Raw genomic sequence first — 22,978 nt, forward strand, 5'->3', positions numbered from 1 at the left:
CGCTTAAGGAGGAATAACTATGTCTGGTGCCAATCCCGTCATCGTGTATACAAGCACGCACTGCAATTTCTGCAAGCAAGTGAAATCGTTCCTGAGCGACCGCGGCGTCGCCTATGAGGAGCGCAATATCGACCAAGACGAGAAGTACGCCGAAGAACTGTGGAATACGGGCATGCGCTCCGTGCCCGTGACCGTCATCGGCGAAGCCAAAATTCTCGGCTTCAACCAGACGCAGCTGAACCGCGCCGTCGCCGAGCTGCAAGCCTAGTCCGTCGCCAACCCATTCATTCACATACACAGGAGGATTTTAAACCATGACCATGCAACCAACCGTCGCTTACCCGTTCGCCAAAGTCGGCCTGCCCGCGCCCGAGTTCACGCTGCCTTCCACGAAGAACCTCGAGACGCTCGAGGAGAACGTCTCGCTCTCCGATTACCGCGGCAAATGGCTCGTGCTGTTCTTCTGGCCGTACGACTTCACGTTCGTCTGCCCGACGGAAATCGTCGGCTTCAGCGACGCGTACGAACAGTTCAAGAGCCTGGATTGCGAAGTGCTCGGCGCTTCCGTCGACAGCGTCTATACGCACCGCGCCTGGATCGAGACGCCGGTCGACAAGAACGGCATCGGTCCGGTCCGCTTCCCGATCGCGTCCGACTTCACGAAGGAAACGGCGCACGCCTACGGCATCCTGAGCGAAGAAGGCGCGGCGCACCGCGGCCTGTTCATCATCGATCCGGAAGGCATCCTGCGCTACCAGGTCGTGACGGACATGAACGTCGGCCGGAGCGTCGACGAGACGCTGCGCGTGCTGCAGGCGCTGCAATCCGGCGGCCTGTGCCCGGTCAACTGGAAACCGGGCGACAAAACGCTGGGCTAAAACCCGCGCATTGGCGCTTGCGATACCGAAGACTCCGTCCCTTATCGGGGACGGAGTCTTTTTCGCGCTTGAACGGTCAGCGATGAACGGAAGGGTAGGGAACGGAAGGACCCCGAGGCCGGGGCGTGGAATTCTTAAGTGGAATTCTTAACCGAATACCACACGGAAAGGGGGTTCAGGCATGTTCTACGTCAATTCGCGCGCGATTATCGAGCGCACCGTCGGCGGTCGCGCCGAGATTATCGTCCAAACGCGGAACAAGCCCGGCGGGCCGCGGCGCGTCGAGCTGCCGGGCGGGAGAATCGAGCCGTTCGAATCGCTCGTCGCCGCGCTCGTTCGGGAAGTCAAGGAAGAGACGGGGCTCGATCTCGTCGAAATCGAAGGCCAGGAGACGCGGATCGAAACCGCGGGCATCAATCCCGATTTCGAGGTGGAGTGCATTCGTCCGTTCGCGGCGTATCAGACGACGAAAGGGCCGATCGATTCCGTCGGCGTTTATTTTCGCTGCAAGGCGGCGGGCGAGCTGCTCGAGGCGGGCGACGAAACGCTGCGGCCCCGCTGGGTGGCGGTCGAGGAGATTCGGCGCATGATGGCGCAAGACCCGCTGCAATTTGCCGACGTCGATCGGGCGGGCCTGCTGTTTTACTTGAAGCATCCGGAGTGAACGGCTTCGCCGCTTGCGTCATCATCCGCTGCCGGAGGGTATACGAAGGTATGGCTTGCCTGCAAAGCCGGAAAGGGGAGACCTGCCGATGAACCCGCTAACGGAACGACAAGTAGAGGAATTGAAGCAATTGCTGCTGGAGGAGAGGCGGCAGCTGCAGGATCACTTCGAACGCGAAGACGCGGACGGCGCGGCCACGGCGTCGGAAACGGCGTCGACGGGCGAGCTGTCGGCTTACGATAATCATCCCGGGGACTTGGGCACGGAGACGTTCGAGCGCGAACGGGATATGGCGATCGATGAGCGGCTGGACGGACAGCTGGAGGAAACCGAGGCCGCGCTGGATCGCATCGCGACCGGCCGTTACGGGATCTGCGAGATCTGCGGCGAGCCGATCCCCTTCGAGCGCCTCGAAGCGCTGCCGGCCGCAAGACGCTGCGTGGCGCATGCGTCCGATACGTTGTCGGAGGCGCGTCCGCCGGAAGAGGACGTCATGACCGCGCCGCCGTCCGGCGCCGGATCGGGCCGCCGGGCCAATGCCGGCCGGTTCGACGACGCGGACGCGTGGAAGACGCTGGAGGACTACGGCAACGCCAGCGATACGGTTCGGACGGACCGCGGCGCGAACGATCCCGCGCTCGATTGAACGCGTACCCGAAAAGGCGGCATCGTGCGGATGCCGCCTTTTCGGCGCGCTGCGCCGCCGCGGAAGCGCGTCCGCTTGCCGATTAGGCGAACGTATACGCGTCGAAGCGGATGGCATTGCGGACGCTCGTCCACACATCGGGGCTCTCTCCGCCGATGTACCAATAGCCGTATCCGGCGACGGCGTTCGCGGCGCCGAGCCCGATCTTGCGGGACAGCGAACGGCCGTCCTCCAGCCAGAGGCGGTTCAGCCGCGTCCGGTCGGCGTACTCGGCATAGTACTGCCCCAGCGCGTCGTCCCAGCGGGGCGCGAGCTTCTTCGCGCGGACGAGGGCGTTCTGTTCCGGGAGCCCGATGTCCAGGGACGTCGCGGAACCGCCGCCGGTTTGCGTCCATTGGCGCGTATACAGCGGCAGCGCGAGGATGACCCTGCCGGCGGGCGCCTCCCGCAGTAGCGTCGCCAAGCCCTGGCGTACCCAAGGGAACGAAGCGACCGAGCCCGCGATCGGATCGCCGTCCCAATGCTCGTCGTACCCCATGAGCACGATGTAATCGGCGGCGTTCGCGAGCGCGGCGTAGTCGAAGACGGCGGTCCAGTCCGTGCCGAGATCGGGCGAGACGTTGACGGATACCGCGGCGTTCGAGGCGTCGAGCGCTTGTTCCAGCGCCGCGACGAACGCCGTGAAGACGTCCCGGTCTTCGGGCAGCATGTTCTCGAAATCGAGGTTCAGCCCGTCGAGGCCATGCAGCCGGACGCGGTCCGCGAGCTGCTGCACGAACGCTTGCCGCTTGCCCGGACTCACCAGCATGGCGTGGGTCGCGGCCGCGTCGGAGTGATTGCCGACCATCGCCCAAACGCGTTTGCCGCGGGCATGGGCCCACGTCGCCAGCGCGGCGTCCGTGCCGTCTTCGAGAGCGCCGGTCTTGCCGAGGAAGTACCAGCGCGGCGACAGCGTATTCGCCTCGGACTTCGCGACTTGGGCCTCGTACTGCAGCGTCGTCTGGTCGTACTGCCAGCCGAGCTGGATCGGGGACGGCACCGCGGCTTGGATCTCCGCGGCCCAATCGGCGTGCGTCCACGTCCGGTTCAGCAGCACGGCCGCTTCCTGCCGCGTGATGGCGTCCCGCGGGCGGAAGCCGCCGGCGTCGCCGCCCATCAGATCCCGCTGCCAGAGCCGGTAGACGGCGGGCAGCGCCCAGTCGTCGATCCGCGCTTCGTCCCCGTACAGGCCGTCCGGCACCGAAGACGCCGGCGGCAGGGACTGCTTCGCAGCGCGGGCGAGCAGGACGGCCGCCTCTTCGCGGGTGACGGGCCGGTTCGGCTCGAAGCGCGACGGCGCAGCGCCCTGCACGAGATTCAATTGAATCGCCGCCTGCACCCAGCCGTAATGCCAGGCGGAGACCGGAACGTCGGCGAACGCGGGGATGGCGGCGGAGACCGGCCGAATGCCGAGCAGCCGCTCAAGCATCGTCGTGAACTCGGCGCGGGTGATCGCCTTGTCCGGCTCGAACCGGCGCGGGCCCGTTCCGGTCACGAATCCGAGCTTCGTCATGTTCACGATCGCTGACGCGGCGTAATTGTCGCGTATATCGTCGTACGGCAGGGCGGCCGGTGCCGTCGCGGCCGCGGCCGCATGGGGATAAAAGCCGAAGGTCATGCCGATAATAAGCATCAGAGCAAGAAACGGATGACCGAAGGAACCGTTGGCATTCATGGACGCATGTCTCGCTTTCCGATCGTAGTCGCATTTCGGCGCCGCGCATGGCGCCGTTCAAGATTCAATCGTACGCGATTCGATGCGGAATACCCAGCCTCAATTGTTGGGAAATTCCCGCCTGCGGAAAATCCGCGCGCCTGCCGGTTTACAGCCGCCGGCGGGATTTGGTAAGCTGGAAGCACTTAGAAACACAAACGCAAACGCGATGAAGAGAAGAGTAGCGGACGACGCGCTTGTCCAGAGAGCTCCGGCAGCTGAGAGGGAGCCTGGCGCCCGCCGCGAACCAAGTCTCGGAGCGGCATGCCGGAACCGCCCGAGCGGGGATGGCATGACGGGCGCTCCCGTTACGGGGCTAGAGTATCGCCTTGCCTCGCGCAAGCGCCGTACTCGAAGAGGTTGATGCGGCGACGCATTGACGAATCTGGGGTGGCACCGCGAAAATTTCGTCCCCAAGACCGACGGTCTTGGAGGTGGGATTTTTTTTGTTTTTCGCGGATGCCGCCCGGCTGCGCTCGGATGCATCCGCCTCAATTACGCGTTGAGGAGGCGCCTTGCCATGACAGAGGAACATGCCGAAACGAAACATTTTTTGGCGGAATCGATCGAAGAGGAACTCGCGTCCCATCCTTTCGGAAGACCGATGCGTACCCGCTTCCCGCCCGAGCCGAACGGCTATCTCCACATCGGGAGCGCGTACGCCATTCAGACGAATCATGACATCGCCGCGCGGTACGGCGGCGATTTCCACCTGCGCTTCGACGACACGAACCCGCTCAAGGAAGACATGGCGTACGTCCGCGCGATTATCGAGGACATCAAGTGGCTCGGGTACGACCCGGGAAATCATATTTACTACGGCTCCGATTATTCGGAACGCATCCATGCGGCGGCGGTCACGCTTATCGAGAAGGGCAAGGCCTACGTCTGCGACCTCGGCCCCGAGGAAGTCGCGGCTTATCGCGGAACGCTGACGGAGCCCGGCCGGAACAGCCCGTACCGGGACCGCGCGGTCGCGGACAATCTGGCGCTGTTCGAAGGCATGAAGCGCGGCGACTATCCGGCGGCGTCCAAGGTGCTCCGCGCCAAGATCGACATGGCCTCGCCCAACATGAACCTGCGCGACCCGGTGCTCTACCGCATCCTGCACGCCGAGCATTACCGGACCGGGACGGCGTGGTGCATTTACCCCATGTACGACTTCGCCCATCCGATACAGGACGCGATCGAGGGCATCACGTATTCGCTCTGCTCCATCGAGTTCAAGGACCACCGCCCGCTTTACGAATGGGTGCTGCGCGAGCTGGGCGTCGCCGAGCCGCCGCGGCAGCGGGAATTCGGGCGGCTGAACCTGACGGGCGCGGTGACGAGCAAACGGTTTCTGCGGCAGCTGGTGGAGGGCGGCTTCGTGGACGGCTGGGACGATCCGCGGCTGCCGACGCTGCGCGGCCTGCGCCGGCGCGGCTTCACGCCGTCGAGCATCCGCCGCTTCATCGGCGAGATCGGGGGCATCCGCACGCTGAGCACGGTCGATATCTCGCTGCTCGACCACTGTTTGCGGCAGGATTTGAAGGCGAGCGTGCCCGCGATGATGGCGGTGCTGCGCCCGCTCAAGGTCGTCCTTGCGAACTATCCGGAGGGCGAGACGGAGATGCTGCCGATCGAAAACAACGCCGAGAACGAAGCGCTCGGCAAGCGGGAGGTGCCGTTCTCGCGGACGCTCTACATCGAGCGCGACGACTTCATGGAGGAGCCGCCGAAGGGCTTCCACCGGCTCAGCCCCGGCGCGGAAGTGCGTCTGAAAGGCGCGTATTTCATTCGCTGCGAGGAGGTCGTGCGCGATCCCGCCACCGGAGAAATCGCGGAACTGCGCTGCACGTACGATCCGGAGACGAAGAGCGGCACGGGCTTCGCCGGACGCAAGGTCAAAGGGACGATCCACTGGGTATCCGCGGAGCATGCCGTCCGCGCCGACGTGCGTCTGTACGGGAAGCTGCTGCGGGAAGGCGAGCTGCCGCAAACGGACGGCGGCGGCGCGGACTGGGCGGAGGCACTCGATCCGGAATCGCTCGTCGCGGCGGAGGACGCGCTGCTCGAGCCGGCAGCCCGGGACGCCCGGCCGGAGGACCGGTTCCAATTGATCCGTCACGGATTCTTCTACGCGGATCCGAAGCCCGCCGAGGGCCGTCTCGTCTTGAACCGGATCGTGCCGCTGAAGGACGGATGGAACCGGCGGTAGGCGCGGGCCTTGCAAGCGGCGTTAGGCGAGGCAAAGGCGCGGACAGCGGATCGGCGCGTCGTCGCGGCCGCGCCGAGCGTCCGAAGGGAGCAGGCGCGGGAATAGACGCCGGGCGCCGAAGGAGCTGCCGCGCGCCCCGGCAAACCGCCGCCGCGCGCGGGGAAGAGGCTGCCGACGACGAGTCGGCGGCCTCTTCGGGCTGCGGGCGGGCGCCCATTCCAGGCCCGCTCGAGAGAACGCGGGCGAAGCTTGGTCTTCGCGGCGTCCTTATGGCACGCACCCGCGGCCGTCCGCCGGTGCATGACGCGTCCCGCCCGGCCGTCCGCCGGTGCATGATGCGTCCGCGTCCACCGGGCCGACCGCCGTGCGTGCCGCGTCCGCGTGCTGCCGCCCACGCTTTTCGCCGTTTGGGACATATGTCCTTCCCGCCGCCCCGACAGCCGTTATTTAATAGACGAAGACATGAAGCGCGGGAGGGAACAGGCAGTGAAAGGAATCGTATTCGCGGTGCTGGGCGGCTTCTTCATCATGCTGCAGGGCGTGGCGAACGCGCGGATCAGCGCGGGCATCGGGACGTGGCAGGCGGCCGCGCTGACCCAGCTGACGGGCTTCGTCGCGGCGCTGGCGATGCTGCTCGCCTCGCGGGACGCCGGCTGGCGGGAACTGAGGCGGGTGAAGCCGCTCTATCTGATCGGCGGGGCGTTCGGCGCGGTCGTCATTTTCAGCGGCGTGCAGGCGATCCGCCATAACGGCGCGACGATGACCACGTCCGTGCTGCTGATCGCGCAGCTGGGGCTGACCTTCGTTATCGACGGCCGGGGCTGGTTCGGCGTGCCGAAGCGGCGCATGAAGCCGCCGCAGCTGATCGGCATCGGCATCATGATCGCGGGCGTGGCCATCTTGGGGCTGCAATAGGGATAACGAGACTGCGACAGGAAGATCCTTACTACAGGAAGAACGTGGTATCAGAAAGTCCGATGAGAAGGAGGGCAAAGCGCAAATGAAGGAAGCGAAGGATGGCGAGCTGCTGGCGCGGTATATACGGGAGCACGGCCTCGATCACGTGTTCCCGGAGCCGCTGCTGCCGTATATCGGGCTGTACCGGTTCGAGCCGGGCGAGTTCGTGTGCAGGCAGGGCGATCCGGCGGGGTGGCTGTACGTGCTGGTGAAGGGGAAAATCAAGATCTACACGACGTCGGCAGAGGGGAAGACGCTGATTCTCAGCTTCAAGACGCCGCTCGACGCGATCGGGGATATCGAATACGTGCAGGGCGCTGAGATCCTGAACACGGTGGAGGCCGTCTCGGCGGGCTTCGTCATCGGGGTGCCGTACGCGCGGCTGCGGCAGCACGCCGGCGACCACGCGCCGCTGCTGCGGTTTCTGCTCGACATCGTGTCGCGGAAGTTCTTCGCCAAGTCGCTTTCGCTCAGCTTCAATTTGATGCATCCGGTCGAGGTGCGGCTCGCGAGCTATCTGCTCGCGGTGACCTTCGAGGAGCCGGACGCGCCGGACGGCGGACGGCTCGGCACCTCCGGGCTCCGGGATGCCGCGAACCAGATCGGCACGAGCTACCGGCACGTGAACCGCGTGCTGGGGCAGTTCGCGGACGAAGGGTTGATCGAACGCGGCAGAGGGTTCATCGCCGTGAAGGACCGGGCGGGCCTGCGGGCTCGGGCGGGACGCAATATCTACGAATAGGAGCGATCGGGATGCTGACGGGAATGCTATGGGCGCTGCTCGCGGGCGCGCTCGTGAGCGCGCAAAATATTTTCAACAGCAAGGTGAGCGAACGCGCGGGCGGGGCGGCAACGACGGCGCTCGTGCTCGGCCTCGGCTTCGCGGCTTCGCTGACGCTCGGGCTGCTGTCCGAAGGCGGCCGCCTGTTCGAATTCCGTTCCATGGAGCCGTGGTACTGGTTCAGCGGCCTGCTCGGCGTCGGCGTGGTCACCTGCCTCGTGCAGGGCATCCGGCGGCTGGGCCCTACTTATGCCGTCGCGATCTCGCTGACCGCGCAGCTGGCGTTCTCCCTGCTGTGGGACGCGCAAGGCTGGATGGGGCTGGCGAGGGCGGCGGTGACGCCGCGGCAGGCGATCGGCGTGCTCGTCATCGCGGCGGGCGTGCTCGTGTTCAAGTTCGGCGGAAGCCCGGTCCGCGCGCGCGAACGGGAACAAGGACGCCGCGCCGGTGGGGAAGAGGTCCCGGCGAAAACGTCCTGAAACGGCCGCGCTAGGACTTGTCGCCCCGGCGCAGGAACGGGAGGAGCAGCAGGACGAAGATCGCAAGCGCGATGGCTTCCTCGACGATCAGGTAATACGGATACGGGCCGAGCACCGAGAGGAGCGAGGCGGCTTCCGGCTTGCGCCGGAGGAACATGTAATTGGCGTCGAGCCAGTAATCGAGCGGTCCGACCGTCACGACGAGCACGTTCAGGAACAGCATCGCGACGCCGATGTCCTTCCAATTGGGACGGAAGCCCTCGATCCACGTCATATACAGCGGCGCGAGAATGATCGCCATGTGCACGACGAAGAAATGGAAGAAGCGGAAGTGCGGGAACGGATACGCGAGGTCCGGCGTCAGCATCGCCTGGAGCGCGCCGCCGATGCCGGCGAAATACACGATGGCGTACAGCAGCCGGCTGCGCGCCGCGAGCATGGCGATGGCGAGCAGCTGCGTGATGCTGCACAGCTCGAGCGGCAGCGTGTAGCGCGCGTCCCAGAGCCCTTCGGCGGCATACCACCGGAAGAGCGCCGCCTCGGGCACGGCCAGCGCCGCGATCAGGCCGAAGCGGACCGCCGCGCGGAGCGGCGCCCGGCCGCGGATGGCCGCGCGGCAGCGGTACAGCAGCGCGCCGAGCAGCAGCAGTATGGCCAGCACGGCGACGTGCGAAGCGGAGAACGCGGCGAACCCGGCGGACCCGATGTTCGGATCGAAAAACGAGCGCATGGGACAGTACCTCCTTGTCGGCCAAGGCCTGGAACGCTTGGCTTCCCAAGGGAATTCGCGGCGGGGCGCGCGATTTCCTTTAAGCGCGGCCGGTCAAGGCGCTTCCTTGGACGGACGTACGCGCGCGGCGCCTGCGCCTTGCGCGAGCGGGCGGCAGGCCCGGCACGAACGAAGCGGCGGGCGCCTGCGCGGCGCGCTTCTGCCGCGCGCCTGCCCGGGGCAGGCGCGGAGGCGTCGTCACGCGCCGGCTTCGCTCTCCGGGCGCGGCGCCCGGATGCGCAGCCGCGCGAGCGCGAACAGGAGCGGAACGAACCCGAACAGCAGGCCCAATCCGGCCCGGTGGTAGACCGCCCGGAAAGCGTTCAGGTCGTTCATGTCCTTCACGAACCATTGAAGCGCCGCGAGCAGAAGCAGCGACAGGACGAGCATGACGCGCGGCTTCGCCCGGAACGCCACCTTCGCCGTGTGGCACGCGGCCCATAGGCCGAGCGAGATATTGGCCGCGATTTTCAGCAGCCAGATGGAGAGAATGAGGTATTCCAGCCGCTGCATGAGCGGAATCTCCAGCACGGACATCGCGTTCAGCGTCGGCCAGACGGTTTCCAGCAGCTGCCCCCCGCTGAAGTACATGCAGGCGATGAGGAGCATCAGCATGAACATGCCCGTCGCCAGGAGCATGCCCGCGTGGGCCCATCGCCGGGACTTGGCGGGGTGCTGAATGAACGGATACGCGACCAGCAGCACCTCGATGCCGAGGTATTGGGCGGCCATCTCCTTCGTCGAATCCCAAAATTGCGGGAGCGAATGGTCGAACGGCGGCAGCAGGTTTTGGGGATGCAGCATCGGCAGCAGCATGAAGGTGAACGGCGCGACGAACAGCATAACGCTCAGCAGCCCCCACAAGCAGAAGCCCGCGACGGTCTGGAAGCCGCCGCTGACCGCGTAATAGACCAGCACGAGCAGGAGCAGGCTGAACGGCCAAATATTCATCGACGGGAAAATCCAGGTTTTGCAAATTTCTACGTACGAGCGAAACGTCAGGAAGGCGCCGAGCAGGGCGAATACGATGAACAGCCCGTTCAGCGCGCCGCCCGGCAGCCGCCCGAAGCAGCGGACGTTGATCGCCGCGAGCGTCGCGTCCGCGTGCGGCAGGCGAGATGCCGTGCCGTACATCAGCCATAGCACCGCATGGATGCCGATGCCCGCCGCGATGACGGCGACCCAGGCGTCGTGGCCCGCGCCCTCGGCGACCTCGCGCTGGAAGCCCATGAGGCTGATGTCGACCGCGCTGACGTACAGGACGCTCAGCAGATGCAGGGAAGACACGGTATAGCGCGCGCTTTTCGTCTCCGCGTTCACTTTTCGATCACCTCGCCAATCTATGCCCCATTTTGCCCACGCCCGTCTGCGCGATGCGGAGGTCGACCTTCGCTTCGGCCTTCAGGGACGGATACGCGGCGTAGAACGTCTCCGTGCGGCTTCGCGCGAAATCCCCGAGCCCGAGCGGGTCCAGTCCCTTCTTCGCGCAGTCGGTCGCGAACGCTTCGATCCGCCCTTCGAGCAAGCGCCGCAGCTCTTCCTCGAGCTTCGCCAATTCCCGGTCCGACATCGCGCGCATCGCGTGCGGCACTTCCTGGAGCAGGACGTTCAGCCGGACGTCGAACCGGATCGCCGGCACGGGCCCCGGCTGCAGGAGACGCAGCTTCGTCTTGGACGACAGGCACCGGATGACCAGGCTGTCGCGGTCCGCGGCGCCCGGCAGGGCGGCGGTATAGCTGCCGTCGCGGGCGCTGCCCGCCAGCAGCTTCAGCAGGAAGGCCTCGTTGGCGTCCACGCGCCCCGCGTAAGCGTCCCCTTTGAACAAAGCCGCCCCGCCGACCGCGATTTCGCCCCGCTCCGTCGTCAGATAGGGCAGGACGATGTCCCGGCCTTCCCCGTAGTAGTCGAACAGCGTCTTCTGAAAGCCGAGGCGCGGCAGATTCCCGTGCTTCATGTTGTCCTCGACGAGCGTCAGCAGGTACGACGCGTCGCGCCGCTTCCCCGCTGCCGCGAGCAGCTTCGACGCCTCGCCGTCGGCGACGGCCAGCTGGAGCCGGCTCGATACTTTGGGATCGCGGAAGAAATTTTCCAGGATGTCGCCGATTCCCTGCGAAGCGAAGGCCTTGCCGAAGACCACCATCCGCAGCTGCCCGTACTGCAGCGTCTTGCCGGACTTGGCCTGCAGCCGCGGAATCATGTCGAGGCGCGTAGTGGACCCGGTGCTCAGCAGCTCGGCCCGGGTCTCGCCTTTCTTGGCGTAGTCGCCGACCAGCACGGCCGTCTCGGTCCGGCTGCCGGCCAAGTCGTAGCTGGCCGTCTGCGCCAGATTGATTTTGTCGATCACCTGCCGGCTGCCGCAAGCGCTCAGCAGGACGGCCGCCGCGACGGCCGCGGCCGTGCGGAGGAACGGGGGGACCGCAGCCATGGCGTCACTCCTTGTCCAATCGGTTTTCGCGCTTGACCGGCTTGGGCTTGTACCGGATTTGCGTTTGCGGCCTGAGGTAGCCGGGCCTGCCGTTCAGGCGCTGGTACGAGGAACGCACCAGGCTGTCGTTCCAATCCTTGAACCGCAGCGGGTAGAAGGGGGCGGTGTACGGCGAGCCAAGCGACCGCAGGCGCGTCAGGTGCACGAGCAGGAAGCCGCAGCCCATGAGGATGCCGAGGCCTCCCCAGACGGCGGCAAGCATAATGATCGGAAAGCGGATGAACCGGATGGCGTTCGACATCTTGTAGATGGGCGTGACGAAGGACGCGAGCGCCGACAAGGACACGATGATGATCAGAATATTGCTCGTCAGCGCGGCTTCGACCGCCGCTTGTCCCAAAATGACGCCGCCCACGACGCCGATCGTCTGGCCGATCCGCTTGGGCAGCCTCGCGCCCGCTTCGCGCAGCAGCTCGACCGTGATTTCCAGGAACAGCACCTCCATGACCGGAGGAAAAGGAATGTTGTTCCGCGAGTTGATGAGCGGACCCAGCAGATCGCTCGGCACGACCTCGTAATGGAACGTCGCGATGGCGACGTACATGGCCGACGCGAACACGGAGTAGATCACGCCCAGCACCCGGATGATGCGGAAGAAAGAGGCCAGTACCCAAGGGAGCAAATAGTCTTCCGTGGACAGGAAGAAATCGAACAGCGTCGACGGGCCGAGCAGGAAGTAGGCGGAGCCTTCGCTCGCGACGGCGACCTGGCCCATCAGCAGCGCGAACACGGCGCGGTCCCGGCGCTCGGTCGTCGTGAACAGGGGAAACGGCGACAGCGAGTTGTCCGAGAGGATCTGATCGAGCTGGGAGGTGTCGAACAGCACGTCGAAATCGACGGCGTTCAGGCGGTGCAGCATATGGGCGACGTGATCCTCGTTGGCCGCGCCGTCGAGGTAAAGCACAGCGACCCGGGAGCGCGACACGCTGCCGACGGACACCTCCTTCACGACGAGGTTCGGCACGTTCAGCTGGCTCCGGATCAGGCGGAGGTTCGTCTCCAGATCCTCGATGAAGCCGACGTTCGTCCCGACGACGCTGAACTCGCTCTCCGTAATGTTGCTCTGCCGGATGCCCTTGCGGCTGTCCAGCGGCACGAGCGCGCAGCGCGGATCCCGCTCGTCCAGCCGAAGCAGGACGTGGCCCTTGAACAGCTTGTGCTGGATCGCGCCGACGTCGTCCGTCAGCTCGATGCCGTCGATCGGCAGCGCCCGCGCGATCTCCTCCAGGCTGCGGCATGGCGCGGGCAGCCGCGTCTGGAGCGCCTCCAGCAGATGCTCGCGCAGCAGCTCGTCATCGATCAGCGTCTTGAAATACGCGATCGCGATCGGCGGATCGGCGAACGGGAGCGTGCCGGACGCGAAGTCGCTCGAGCGCCGCGCCGCGGCGAGCAGCGCATCGAGCGCCTCCGTATGGGTCTGGGTCTGTGTCATGATGATCCGTCCTCGCGGCATGCTAAATGATGGAACAACCGCTAGTTTTCGGCTTCGCCGCGAAAATTATGCAGGCCGGCGCAAACCGCGAACGGGCGGGCGGGAGCTCGCGAGAAGGGGAGCGCGGGGTAACGGGAGCGTTGTTCGAAAGCAAGCGCGAAAAGGCCCCTCGCGTCATCGAGGGGCCTTCTCGCGCTTGCGGGCCGGCCGCCGCGCGGCGGCTTCGGCCGGCGGGGCCGCGCGTTCGTCTTAGAAGCCGCGCACGGGATGCGGCACGTACAGTTCTTCCAGCGACCGGATCTCCTCCGCCGTCAGGGACAGCGATACCGCCGCGGCCGCGTCGTCCAGGTGATGCGGCTTCGTGGCGCCGACGATCGGCGCGGTGACGGCGGATTTGGCCAGCAGCCAGGCGAGGCCGACTTGGGCGCGGTTCACGCCCCGCTCGGCCGCGATCGCGCCGACGCGCTCCACGATCGCGCGGTCGGCGTCGACGGCGGCGGTGTACAGCGTTTTGCCGAAGAGGTCCGTCTCCGAGCGCTCGCTGACCTCGTCCCATTCCCGCGTCAGCCGGCCGCGCGCGAGCGGGCTCCACGGGATGACGCCGACGCCGGTCTCTTCGCACAGCGGCAGCATTTCGCGCTCTTCCTCGCGGTAGAGCAGGTTCAGGTGGTTTTGCATGCTGACGAATTTCGTCCAGCCGTTCGTTTCGGCCGTATGCTGCGCCTTCAGGAACTGCCAGGCGAACATGGAGGACGCCCCGATGTAGCGGGCCTTGCCGGCTTTGACGACGTCATGCAGCGCCTCCATCGTCTCCTCGATCGGCGTGTTCGGATCCCAGCGGTGGATCTGGTACAGGTCGACGTAGTCCGTGCCGAGGCGGCGCAGGCTGTCGTCGATCTCGCTCAGGATCGCCTTGCGGGACAGGCCGGCGCCGTTCGGGCCCGGGCGCATCCGTCCGTGCACCTTCGTGGCGACGACGACCTCTTCGCGGCGGGCGAAGTCCTTCAAGGCGCGGCCGACGATCTCTTCGCTCGTCCCGTCCGAGTAGACGTTGGCCGTGTCGAAGAAATTGATGCCGAGCTCGAGCGCCTTGCGAATGAACGGCCGGCTCTTCTCCTCGTCCAGCGTCCACGTGTGCGCACCCCGCTCCGGCATGCCGTAGCTCATGCAGCCGAGGCAAATTTTCGATACTTCGAGGCCGGTCCGGCCCAAACGCGCGTATTCCATCTTCCATTCCTCCCGTTGCGTGCGATTGTAGGTGTCTGTCCATGGCTGAGGCGACTCCTTCCATCATACCGGATAATCCGCTCCAAGCCCAATGCGGGAAGCCTTAATTATTCGCCGCGCCGCGGGCGGCAGGACTCGCGGGGCGGAGGGCGAACTTCTTTGGTGATAAGGAAGCGGCCGCCGGCCGGAACAGGGAAGGAGGGGCCGCCCATGGAATTTCGCACGCGGCGGGGAGCGCGCCATGAAGGAGCCGTACGGCCCGCGGCCCGCGTTCGTCGAAATCGCCCGGCCGTCGGCCCGCGCGACGCTGCGGCTGGCCCCCGACGAGCTGCGGTACGAGCTCCCCTCCAGCCGCGAGTATCCGAACCTCGTCTACATCGACCGGCTGACCGACGCCGCCCGGTTCACGCCGCTGCAGATTCACGATTATTTCGAGCTGTGCTTCGTCGCCGCGGGCGACGGCTGGTTCATCCTGGACGGCGCGAAGCATCCCGTCGGCGCGGGCGTCGCGCGGCCGGGACGGCGAATGCTTGAACGGAAGATTCGGAACGGATAATTGGACTCGCAAAGGACCCGGGAGGAATGGCGGATGGAAGAGCGCGAACCGAAAGGCAATTCGATTGAAGCGTTTGGGACGGAAGGGCTCGAATCGGGAAGCTTCGCGCCGGGAAGCTTCGGGGCGAACGGGATCAAGGCGGTGCTGTTCGACCTCGACAACACGCTGCTCGACCGCACGCGGATGTTCGGCGGCTTCATGGACGCCTTTGTCGCGCGGTATTTCGGGCACGCGGAGGACCCGCGGGCGCTGCGGGCGCGCGTCGCGGAGCTGGACATGGACGGCTACAAGCCGCGGGAGGCGCTGTTCGCGGAGCTGCTGGACGAGCTGCCCTGGGCGCGGAAGCCGGACCCGGACGAGCTGGCGGCGTTTTATCGGGGCGCCTACTTGCCCTGCGCCGCGCTGATGGACGGGGCACGGGAGGTGCTCGCGCGGGCGCGGGCGAAGTACCGGACCGGGCTGATCACGAACGGCAAGGCGTCGACCCAATACGGCAAGCTCGACCGGCTCGGCATCCGGGACGCGTTCGACCTTATTCTCGTGTCGGAGGAGGCGGGCGCGAAAAAGCCGGACCCGCGCCTCTTCGCGATGGCGGCCGACGGCCTCGGGCTGCGCGCCGGGGAGTGCCTGTTCGTGGGCGACCATCCCGCGAACGACGTGGAGGGAGCGGCCCGCTTCGGCATGGCGACCGTCTGGATGCGGCTCGGCCGTTCGTGGCCGGACGGCATGGCGGCCGAACCGGGGCGGACGATCGACCGGCTGGGCGAGCTGCTCGCGCTGCTGTAACGGACGGCGGAGACGAGGGACGAAGCGGACGGAAGCGAGCGGGGAAGAGGCGAACGCGCGAACGGCGTTCGCCGGCAAACGACAAGCGAAGCCGCGCGAGCGCCGTCGAACGCGCGCCGCGCGGCTTCGCTTGTCCGAACGGCGGGGGCCGCGGGCGCGAGAGCGCGCGGCTGCCGCTTTTTTCCGCTGCGCGGGCAGGCGCGGAATTCGGACGGACAGGGAGATTTTTCCCTTGCATTGCGAACGCGTATTCGGTATATAATAAGAGCATACGAACATATATTCGCGTTCCTGGGGGGGTTCATAGATGTCGAGGCATATCTTTCTGATCGACGGACAGTCCTTCTACGCTTCCGTGGAGAAAGCGGCGCACCCGGAGTACCGCGACAAGCCGGTCGCCGTCGGAGATCCCGCGCGGATGAACGGCATCGTGCTCGCGGCCTGCCCCGTCGCCAAGTCCCGCGGCGTGACGACGGCGTCGCGCGTCGGGGAGGCGATGGCGCGCTGCCCGGACCTCGTCGTCATCCGGCCCCGGATGGGGACGTACATTCAGATCTCGTTATTGATTACCCGTATTTTCGAATCGTATACGGAGCTCGTGGAGCCGTACAGCATCGACGAGCAGTTTTTGGACGTGACGGACTCGCTCGCTTACTTCGGCGGGTCGCCGAAGGAGCTGGCCGCGCGCATTCAGCAGCACGTGCTCCAGTCGACCGGCGTCTGGTCGCGGGTCGGCATCGGCCCGACGAAGATTCTCGCCAAGATGGCGACCGACAATTACGCGAAGAAGACCGACGAAGGCGTCTTCGAGCTGTCGTACGACAAGCTGGAATCCACGCTCTGGACGCTGCCCGTGCACCAGATGTTCATGGTCGCCTCCGCGATGACCCGGCATTTCAACCGGATGGGCCTGTCGAGCATCGGCGACATCGCCCGGATGGACTTCGGCGAATTCAAGCGGCGCATGCGGCGCGAGATGGGCAAGCAGAGCGACATCCAGGCGGGCTACTATTGGCAGACCGCGCGGGGGATCGACCCGAGCCCGGTGGAGCCCGGCATCCGGCATCAGCTGAAGTCGGTCAGCCACGGCAAAGCCTTGCGCTGGAACCTGTACCGCGAGCTGAAGGACATCGAGGTCGTGCTGCTGGAGCTGGTCGTGGAGGTATGCCAGCGCACGCGGCGCAACCGGTTCCTGGGCTCGGTCGTGTCCGTGGCCGCGGCGGAAACCGACGGCGTCCGCTCCGCCTGGTTCAGCCGGCAGCTGACGCTGCCGCAGCCGACGTCCCTGACCCACGAGGTGGCGGCCGCCGCGCTGAAGCTGTTCCGGGAGCATTGGCACGGGCTGCCGGTGAGCCGGCTCAGCATCGCCTTGTCGCAGCTGACGGACGACAACGTCATTCAGCTGACGCTGTTCGAGGACCGCGCCCGCGCCTATCGCAAGGAGCGGATGATCGACGCCATCAAGGAACGGTACGGAAGCACGGCCATCATGCGCGCCTCGTCGCTGCTGGAGGCCGGCGTGGCGCGCGAAAGGGCGGAACAAATTGGAGGACACTACAAATGAGCAAGCTGGACGGCAACGAACGCTGGAAATCCAAAATGTTATTGACCGAGCACGTGGAGCGCTACGACGAGGGTGAAGCGGGAGAGAACGGGCAAGGCGCCGCGGCCGCGCGCGCGCAGGCGCCCCGGGAGCGGGGCATCATTTCGACGGAGGAGCGGGGCATGCTGCGCGACTATATCCTGCTGCCGCATATGGAGAAGATGGTGGAGAAGAGCATCGCCGACGTGGAGCATATGACGACGGTGCTGAAGCGCGCGTACCTGATGGCGGGGCAGAAGATTTTGGACCGGATCGCGCAGGACCTGTACGGCCTGCGGCGGGAGCTGAAGAAGCGGAACATCCGGATTCTGAACGAGGAGCAGTCCGATCTCGTCGTGTACCACCGCTACTACTGCCGGGGCTACGAGGACCGCTTCGGCATGACGCGCGACGTGATGCGCTCCGAGATCAGCGTGCGGCTGGCCCGGTACACGTCGGAGCTGGCGGCGCTGCTGAAGGAGAGCCCGGTCAAGCCGAGGTGAGCGGGCGCGGGGCGGCTCGGCGAGCGGGGCTCCCGGCGCATCGGCCGGACCGGGGTTACGGGGCACGGACTGCCGCGCGGCCCGGTTTTGCTTTACAACGAGCACGTCCGTCATGTAGGATAGGGTAGAACATAACCGCATACGCGTTACCGGAGGAGCCTGTCATCGACGGGCTCTTTTTGTCTTTTTTCGGGCATAAATGAAGGCAGCCGGTAAACGCGAAGAACCGCTAGAGGGAGGAAGGCATGGACCAACAAGCCATTTGGGCGATCGGCATTTTCGCGGCCGCCTACGCACTTATCGTTTCGGAGAAAATCCACCGCACCATCGTCGCCATGATCGGCGGCCTGCTCGTCATCGCGCTCGGCATCGTCGATCAGGAGACGGCGCTGCACCACATCGATTTCAACACGCTCGGCCTGCTGATCGGCATGATGATCATCGTGGCCGTCGCGGCCGACACGGGGGCGTTCGCATACGCGGCCGTATGGGCCGCGAAGAAGGCGAAGGGCCGGCCCGTCCCGATCATGATCGCGCTGGCGCTGCTGACGGCGGTCGCCTCCGCGTTCCTCGACAACGTGACGACGATTCTGCTGATGGTGCCGATCAGCTTCAGCATCGCGCGGCAGCTCGGCTTCTCGCCGATTCCGCTGCTGATCACGCAGATTCTGGCCTCCAACGTGGGCGGCACGGCCACGCTCATCGGCGATCCGCCCAACATCATGATCGGCAGCGCGGTGGAGGAGCTCACCTTCGGGGCGTTCCTCGCGAACCTGGCCCCGATCGCGGCGATCGTCATGGCGGCGTACGTGCCGCTGTTCGCGCTGCTGTACCGCAAGCAGCTGCGCACGACGCCCGAGCGGATGCGGAACCTGATGGACATGGACCAATCCGAGCTCATCACGGATGCCAAGCTGCTCGTCAAGAGTCTGTCCGTGCTGGGCTTGACCATCCTGGGGTTCTTCCTGCACCAGGCGCTGCACCTGGAATCCGCCGCCGTCGCGCTCTCGGGCGCCTTCCTCCTGCTGCTGCTCACGGGCGAGCACCGGATGGAGGAAGCGTTCAAGAAGATCGAATGGCCGACGATCTTCTTCTTCGCGGGCCTCTTCGTCCTCGTTTCGGGGCTTGTCGAGACCGGCGTCATGGCCGATCTGGCCGCCAAGGCGATCGAGCTCACGGACGGCAACGTCGCCGCGGCGTCCATGCTGATCCTCTGGCTCAGCGCGATCGCCTCCGCGTTCCTGGACAACATCCCGTTCGTCGCGACGATGATTCCGCTCATACAGGAAATGGGCGCGCGCGGCTTCGACAACCTGGAGCCGCTCTGGTGGAGCCTCGCGCTCGGCGCTTGCCTGGGCGGCAACGGCACGCTGATCGGGGCGAGCGCCAATCTCATCGCGGCGGGCCTGTCCGCCAAGGAAGGCCATCCGATCCGATTCATGGCGTATTTGAAAGTCGCGTTCCCGCTGATGCTGTTGTCGGTCGCGCTGGCGACCGGTTATATTTACGCGCGGTATTTAATGTAAGGAGGAGGAACGCCAAATGCTGACGTACCAGTTTGACGACAAGCGCATTCGCATTCAGGAAAGCCCGAACGGCGACGACATCGAATTCCGGATCGAGCTGCTTGACGATGCCGAGACGCTCGTGCCGAGGCTGAAGGCGGTCAGGGCTTGCTTCGAGGATAACGACGTGCTGACCGACGTGCTGTTCTACGCGTATCCGAACCATGTTTATGCCGCCATCGTGCGGCCGGATTATTACGCCGATTTCGTCCTGCAGCTGATGAAGCATCGGCTGCTGCGGAGCGCGGCGTGGACGGAGTCCTAGGCGGTCAGGGTAAAATATCCTTGATAATTCCTAATTTGGAAGTCGTTTTTGCAACCTTATCCCCGCAGGCGCGTCCATTAGTCGGAAGGGGGAGACGCAGATGACCTACAAGATGGCCGCCGTGCTGCTGGCCGCCGCGCTGCTGGCGGGCTGCGGACGCGGCGACGGGGGCGGGGCCGGCGGCTCGGCCGCGGGCTTCCCGAAGCCGGCGAAGCCCTACACGTCCGAGGAAGCCGCCAAGAACGGCGACGTCGTGAACATGCACGGACGGTACGCCAACCTGGACAAGTGGCTGGCGTTCGCGGAGCGGGTCGAATCGGGCAAGGACGAACCCGCGCAGGCGCGCGTCACGGAATACACGATCGAGGGCGACCCGATCTTCAGCGAGCTGGTTTACGACGGGCAGAGCATTCATTTTACGTACGACAACGCGATGGACGCCTTCGGCAAGGACCTGGGCCGCCCGGCCGCGACATGCGCCGGCATCGCCCGGCAAGCCGGCAAGGACGGGATCGTCCAGTACGCGCTCAAGGGCTGCGACGGGGAGGCCGGCGGCTTTTTCAGGCTCGCGGTTCCGGAAAAAGAACTTGGACCGGGCTGACGCGGCCGTGTACAATGAAGCGTATACGCCGTAATCATCGCGCGCATCGCGCTATTACGCACATTACGCAGCTAGAGGAAAGGCACCATCATCATGTGGACGTACACCGCCAATTTGGTTCGCGAGTTATCCCCGGGGGTGAAGCGTTTCATCGCGACGGAGAGCTTATTCGGCATCGCCTCCGGCATCTTCGCCCTCATTCTTAATTTGCATCTGCTCGACCTCGGCTTCTCCAATGACGACATCGGCCGCATCACGTCCCTCGGGGCGCTGACGATCGGACTCGCCAGCCTGCCCGCCGGCATCGCCGTAAGGCGCATCGGCCGCAAAACGATGCTCGTCGCCGGCATGCTGCTCGCCTTCCTGGCGCTCGCGCTGTTCGGCGTCGCCACGAGCCTGGCCGCGATCACGGCGGCGCAGCTCATCTGGTCGCTCGGCATCACGGCGGTCGTGAACTCCGAGATTCAGCTGATCTTCCAGTACTGCCGCACCAAAAAGGAAGAGACGAGCGCCTATTCGCTGCTGTTCGCGATGTTCACGTTCTTCACCGGCGTCGGCACGTGGCTCGGCGGCTATCTGCCGCAATGGCTGCCGGGCCACACGACGGTTTACCAGTACGCCTTTTTCGTGGCCGGCGCCTGCCTAGGGCTCTCGGGCATTCTGCGCGGCCTGCTGCTGCCGTCCACGCATGCCCGGGCGGAAGCCACGGCGGGGGCCGAGACGGCCTCCCCGGCTTCCGCGGCGCCTGCCGCGCCGAAGCCGAAGAAGCGGCGCGCGACGGCGTTCCTGCTGGCGCTGTCGCTGCTCGTCTTCAGCTCCGGCTTCGCGTACGGGCTGCTCAGCCCGTTCCTGAACGTCATCCTGAAGTTCCGCTACGCGATGGCGGACGGGACGATTTCCGGCCTGCTCGCGCTGTCCGGCTTCTTCTTCTTCCTCGGCTCGATCGTCATGCCGTACGCCGTGGAGCGGTGGGGAAGCCGCCGGACGTTCGTCTTCCTGTTCCTCTACAACGCGGCGATCGTGGCGCTGATGGCCGCGGCCATGCCGGCCGCCGCGTTCGCCGTGCTGCTGCTGCTGCGCGGCACCGGCTTCACGATGCTGAACAACTTGACGGACAGCGAGTGCATGTCGGCCGTGGCCGAAGCGGACCGCAACCTGTTCGCGGGGCTGCGGACGGTGTCGCGCAGCGTCGGCAACACCATCGCCTCGTACGGGGCGGGGATTATTTTGGCGGGCAACCATTATTCGCTGCCGTTCCTGCTGACGGCTGCCGCCGTGCTGGCCGGGTACGCCGTGTACGCTTGGTTCGTGCAGGGCATGCTCGACCGCCGGCCGGAGGGGCAGACGTAGCGGGGGCGGCAGCCATTCCGCACGGAAGGAGCGATCGCATGGATCGCAAGGTTCCGCACACCATTACCCGGCGCGCGTTTCTCGGCACGACCGCGAAGCTCGCGATCGGCGCGGCCGCGCTGTTGGCCGGCAGCACCGGCCTGTTCTATTACGGGGCCGTGACGCACCGGAAGTCCCCGGCCGCGGGACCGCCGCCGGGCAATTACGCCAGACTCGGCGCGGCCGCGGACTTGGAGCGGCTGCGCGGCGTGACCCGCGTCGATTACGAGGCGGAATACATCGACGCGTGGTATACGAAGCCGGCGAAGGGCTTCGTCTATATCGCGGCCGGCGAGGACGGCAAGCTGCTCATCCTGTCGCCGGCCTGCTCGCATCTCGGCTGCTCGGTCGTGCCCGCGACGGAGGCGCAGCGGGCCGGCCGTCCCGAGACGTACTTTTGGTGCCCCTGCCACGGCGCGGAGTTCGACGCCGCGGGCGGGGCGACCTTCGCGGTCGAGCGCGGATTGGATACGTTCGAGCCGGTCTTCCTGGACGGCAGCGTCTACATCGATATCATGAAGCCGATTCCGGGCGCGGGCGCCTGAAGCCGGCGCGAAGAACCCTGTCTTGGCGGACAGGGTTTTTTTGGCACGCGCGGCGAGGTATAATGGCACTGAACGCATGCCGCGACGGACGGCATGCGAAACGCAGGGATAAGCAGAATCGCGAGAAAAAAGGAGCGTGCACGACATGAACAGCAAGGAACGGTTTTCCGACCGGGTGGACACGTACGTCAAATTCCGGCCGACCTATCCGCAGGAGGCGATCGACTACTTGTACGGGCCCGTCGGCTTCGACGCCGGCTCGGTCATCGCGGACCTCGGCGCGGGAACGGGCATTTTCTCGAAGCTGCTGCTGGAGCAGGGAAGCCGGGTCATCGCCGTGGAGCCGAACGCCGGGATGCGTACGGCCGCGGTGGAGACGCTGGCGCAGGAGCCGCAGTTTCTGGCCGTGGCGGGCTCGGCCGAGGAGACGACGCTGACGGACGCGTCCGTCGATTTCATTACGTGCGCGCAGTCGTTCCACTGGTTCGACCGGGCGGCCGCGCGGACGGAATTCCGCCGCATCCTGAAGCCGGACGGGAAGGCTGCTCTGATCTGGAACTCGCGCCTGACGGAAGGCACGCCGTTCCGGGAAGGGTACGACGCGCTGCTGAAGCGGTACGCGACCGACTACGAGCAAATGACGCACAAAAACATCGCCTCCGCCGACCTCGCCGCGTTCTTCCGGGAAGGGACGATGCGCGAGGCGCGCTTCGGGATGAGCCAAGCCTTCGACTACGAGGGACTGAAGGGCCGGCTGCTGTCTTCGTCGTACAGTCCGATGCCGGGCCATCCGAACCACGAGCCGATGCTCGCGGCGCTGCGACGGCTCTTCGACGAGACGAACGAGGACGGCAAAGTCGCGTTCGACTACGAGACGGAAGTGTACTGGGGCGAGGTATAACCGCGGCCGCAGGC

At 65.9% G+C, this 22,978-nt stretch carries 24 protein-coding genes and 1 other annotated feature; of the genes, 18 read left to right on the forward strand and 6 right to left on the reverse strand.

The genetic code is table 11. The annotated features are described in order from the left end of the window. Positions 1–19 precede the first annotated feature (19 nt). The 4 genes from I8J29_RS03660 (at position 20) to I8J29_RS03675 (ending at position 2,188) form a co-directional block, all read left to right on the forward strand. Positions 20–268 (forward strand): glutaredoxin family protein, encoded by a 249-nt coding sequence (locus tag I8J29_RS03660; RefSeq protein ID WP_090637347.1) that lies wholly within the window; start codon positions 20–22, stop codon positions 266–268. A gap of 46 nt (positions 269–314) precedes the next feature. Further along, entirely contained in the window at positions 315–878 is a 564-nt protein-coding gene (locus tag I8J29_RS03665) for a peroxiredoxin (protein WP_208846321.1), read from the forward strand. A gap of 181 nt (positions 879–1,059) precedes the next feature. After that, positions 1,060–1,542: an NUDIX hydrolase gene (locus tag I8J29_RS03670; RefSeq protein WP_208846322.1), complete on the forward strand. Its 483-nt coding sequence runs from the start codon at positions 1,060–1,062 to the stop codon at positions 1,540–1,542. 88 nt (positions 1,543–1,630) lie between these two features. Continuing rightward, positions 1,631–2,188, forward strand: coding sequence for a TraR/DksA C4-type zinc finger protein (locus I8J29_RS03675; RefSeq protein WP_208846323.1), 558 nt, complete (start codon positions 1,631–1,633; stop codon positions 2,186–2,188). 82 nt (positions 2,189–2,270) lie between these two features. On the opposite strand, the gene I8J29_RS03680 is transcribed toward I8J29_RS03675, so the two are convergent. Then, positions 2,271–3,902: an S-layer homology domain-containing protein gene (locus tag I8J29_RS03680; RefSeq protein WP_208846324.1), complete on the reverse strand. Its 1,632-nt coding sequence runs from the start codon at positions 3,900–3,902 to the stop codon at positions 2,271–2,273. Positions 3,903–4,101: 199 nt separating this feature from the next. Next, positions 4,102–4,359 (forward strand) — a binding site (T-box leader). 102 nt (positions 4,360–4,461) lie between these two features. Here I8J29_RS03680 and I8J29_RS03685 point away from each other — a divergent pair. From I8J29_RS03685 to I8J29_RS03700, 4 genes are all read left to right on the forward strand, one after another. Then, positions 4,462–6,141, forward strand: a complete 1,680-nt coding sequence (locus I8J29_RS03685; protein ID WP_208846325.1) for a glutamine--tRNA ligase/YqeY domain fusion protein — start codon at positions 4,462–4,464, stop codon at positions 6,139–6,141. A gap of 486 nt (positions 6,142–6,627) precedes the next feature. After that, positions 6,628–7,056, forward strand: coding sequence for a DMT family transporter (locus tag I8J29_RS03690; RefSeq protein ID WP_208846326.1), 429 nt, complete (start codon positions 6,628–6,630; stop codon positions 7,054–7,056). 85 nt (positions 7,057–7,141) lie between these two features. Then, positions 7,142–7,840 carry a Crp/Fnr family transcriptional regulator gene (locus I8J29_RS03695; RefSeq protein ID WP_208846327.1) on the forward strand — a complete coding sequence of 233 codons (699 nt, stop codon included), beginning with the start codon at positions 7,142–7,144 and terminating at the stop codon, positions 7,838–7,840. Positions 7,841–7,851: 11 nt separating this feature from the next. Beyond that, complete coding sequence (locus tag I8J29_RS03700; RefSeq protein ID WP_208846328.1) at positions 7,852–8,358, forward strand: DMT family transporter; 507 nt, start codon at positions 7,852–7,854, stop codon at positions 8,356–8,358. 10 nt (positions 8,359–8,368) lie between these two features. Here the strand turns inward: I8J29_RS03700 and I8J29_RS03705 are convergent, their stop codons facing one another. The 5 genes from I8J29_RS03705 to I8J29_RS03725 form a co-directional block, all read right to left on the reverse strand. Beyond that, positions 8,369–9,088 (reverse strand): YwaF family protein, encoded by a 720-nt coding sequence (locus I8J29_RS03705; RefSeq protein ID WP_208846329.1) that lies wholly within the window; start codon positions 9,086–9,088, stop codon positions 8,369–8,371. A gap of 237 nt (positions 9,089–9,325) precedes the next feature. Further along, entirely contained in the window at positions 9,326–10,447 is a 1,122-nt protein-coding gene (locus I8J29_RS03710; RefSeq protein WP_208846330.1) for a GerAB/ArcD/ProY family transporter, read from the reverse strand. A gap of 7 nt (positions 10,448–10,454) precedes the next feature. After that, on the reverse strand, positions 10,455–11,552 hold the full coding sequence (locus I8J29_RS03715) for a Ger(x)C family spore germination protein (RefSeq protein ID WP_208846331.1): 1,098 nt from the start codon (positions 11,550–11,552) through the stop codon (positions 10,455–10,457). A 4-nt stretch (positions 11,553–11,556) separates the two neighbouring features. Beyond that, complete coding sequence (locus tag I8J29_RS03720) at positions 11,557–13,044, reverse strand: spore germination protein (protein ID WP_240545883.1); 1,488 nt, start codon at positions 13,042–13,044, stop codon at positions 11,557–11,559. 249 nt (positions 13,045–13,293) lie between these two features. Next, complete coding sequence (locus I8J29_RS03725; RefSeq protein WP_208846332.1) at positions 13,294–14,271, reverse strand: aldo/keto reductase; 978 nt, start codon at positions 14,269–14,271, stop codon at positions 13,294–13,296. A 241-nt stretch (positions 14,272–14,512) separates the two neighbouring features. Between I8J29_RS03725 and I8J29_RS03730 the strand changes: the two genes are divergently transcribed. The 10 genes from I8J29_RS03730 (at position 14,513) to I8J29_RS03775 (ending at position 22,964) form a co-directional block, all read left to right on the forward strand. After that, positions 14,513–14,827: a hypothetical protein gene (locus I8J29_RS03730; protein WP_208846333.1), complete on the forward strand. Its 315-nt coding sequence runs from the start codon at positions 14,513–14,515 to the stop codon at positions 14,825–14,827. Between the two features lie 33 nt (positions 14,828–14,860). Beyond that, entirely contained in the window at positions 14,861–15,613 is a 753-nt protein-coding gene (locus tag I8J29_RS03735) for an HAD family hydrolase (RefSeq protein WP_208846334.1), read from the forward strand. A 307-nt stretch (positions 15,614–15,920) separates the two neighbouring features. Next, positions 15,921–17,177 (forward strand): DNA polymerase IV, encoded by a 1,257-nt coding sequence (locus I8J29_RS03740; RefSeq protein WP_208846335.1) that lies wholly within the window; start codon positions 15,921–15,923, stop codon positions 17,175–17,177. Next, on the forward strand, positions 17,174–17,698 hold the full coding sequence (locus tag I8J29_RS03745; protein ID WP_208846336.1) for a YhjD family protein: 525 nt from the start codon (positions 17,174–17,176) through the stop codon (positions 17,696–17,698). The genes I8J29_RS03740 and I8J29_RS03745 overlap by 4 nt, the downstream gene beginning before the upstream one ends. 245 nt (positions 17,699–17,943) lie before the next feature. Then, positions 17,944–19,224, forward strand: a complete 1,281-nt coding sequence (locus I8J29_RS03750) for an ArsB/NhaD family transporter (RefSeq protein ID WP_208846337.1) — start codon at positions 17,944–17,946, stop codon at positions 19,222–19,224. A 16-nt stretch (positions 19,225–19,240) separates the two neighbouring features. Then, positions 19,241–19,528, forward strand: coding sequence for a hypothetical protein (locus I8J29_RS03755; protein WP_208846338.1), 288 nt, complete (start codon positions 19,241–19,243; stop codon positions 19,526–19,528). 100 nt (positions 19,529–19,628) lie between these two features. Beyond that, complete coding sequence (locus tag I8J29_RS03760) at positions 19,629–20,129, forward strand: DUF4362 domain-containing protein (RefSeq protein WP_208846339.1); 501 nt, start codon at positions 19,629–19,631, stop codon at positions 20,127–20,129. Positions 20,130–20,222: 93 nt separating this feature from the next. Then, positions 20,223–21,479, forward strand: coding sequence for an MFS transporter (locus I8J29_RS03765; protein ID WP_208846340.1), 1,257 nt, complete (start codon positions 20,223–20,225; stop codon positions 21,477–21,479). Positions 21,480–21,517: 38 nt separating this feature from the next. Next, positions 21,518–22,063 (forward strand): QcrA and Rieske domain-containing protein, encoded by a 546-nt coding sequence (locus I8J29_RS03770; protein ID WP_208846341.1) that lies wholly within the window; start codon positions 21,518–21,520, stop codon positions 22,061–22,063. Between the two features lie 145 nt (positions 22,064–22,208). After that, entirely contained in the window at positions 22,209–22,964 is a 756-nt protein-coding gene (locus I8J29_RS03775; protein WP_208846342.1) for a class I SAM-dependent methyltransferase, read from the forward strand. Positions 22,965–22,978 lie beyond the last annotated feature (14 nt).

Source organism: Paenibacillus artemisiicola (genome assembly GCF_017652985.1).
Taxonomy (GTDB): Bacteria; Bacillota; Bacilli; order Paenibacillales; family Paenibacillaceae; genus Paenibacillus_Z; species Paenibacillus_Z artemisiicola.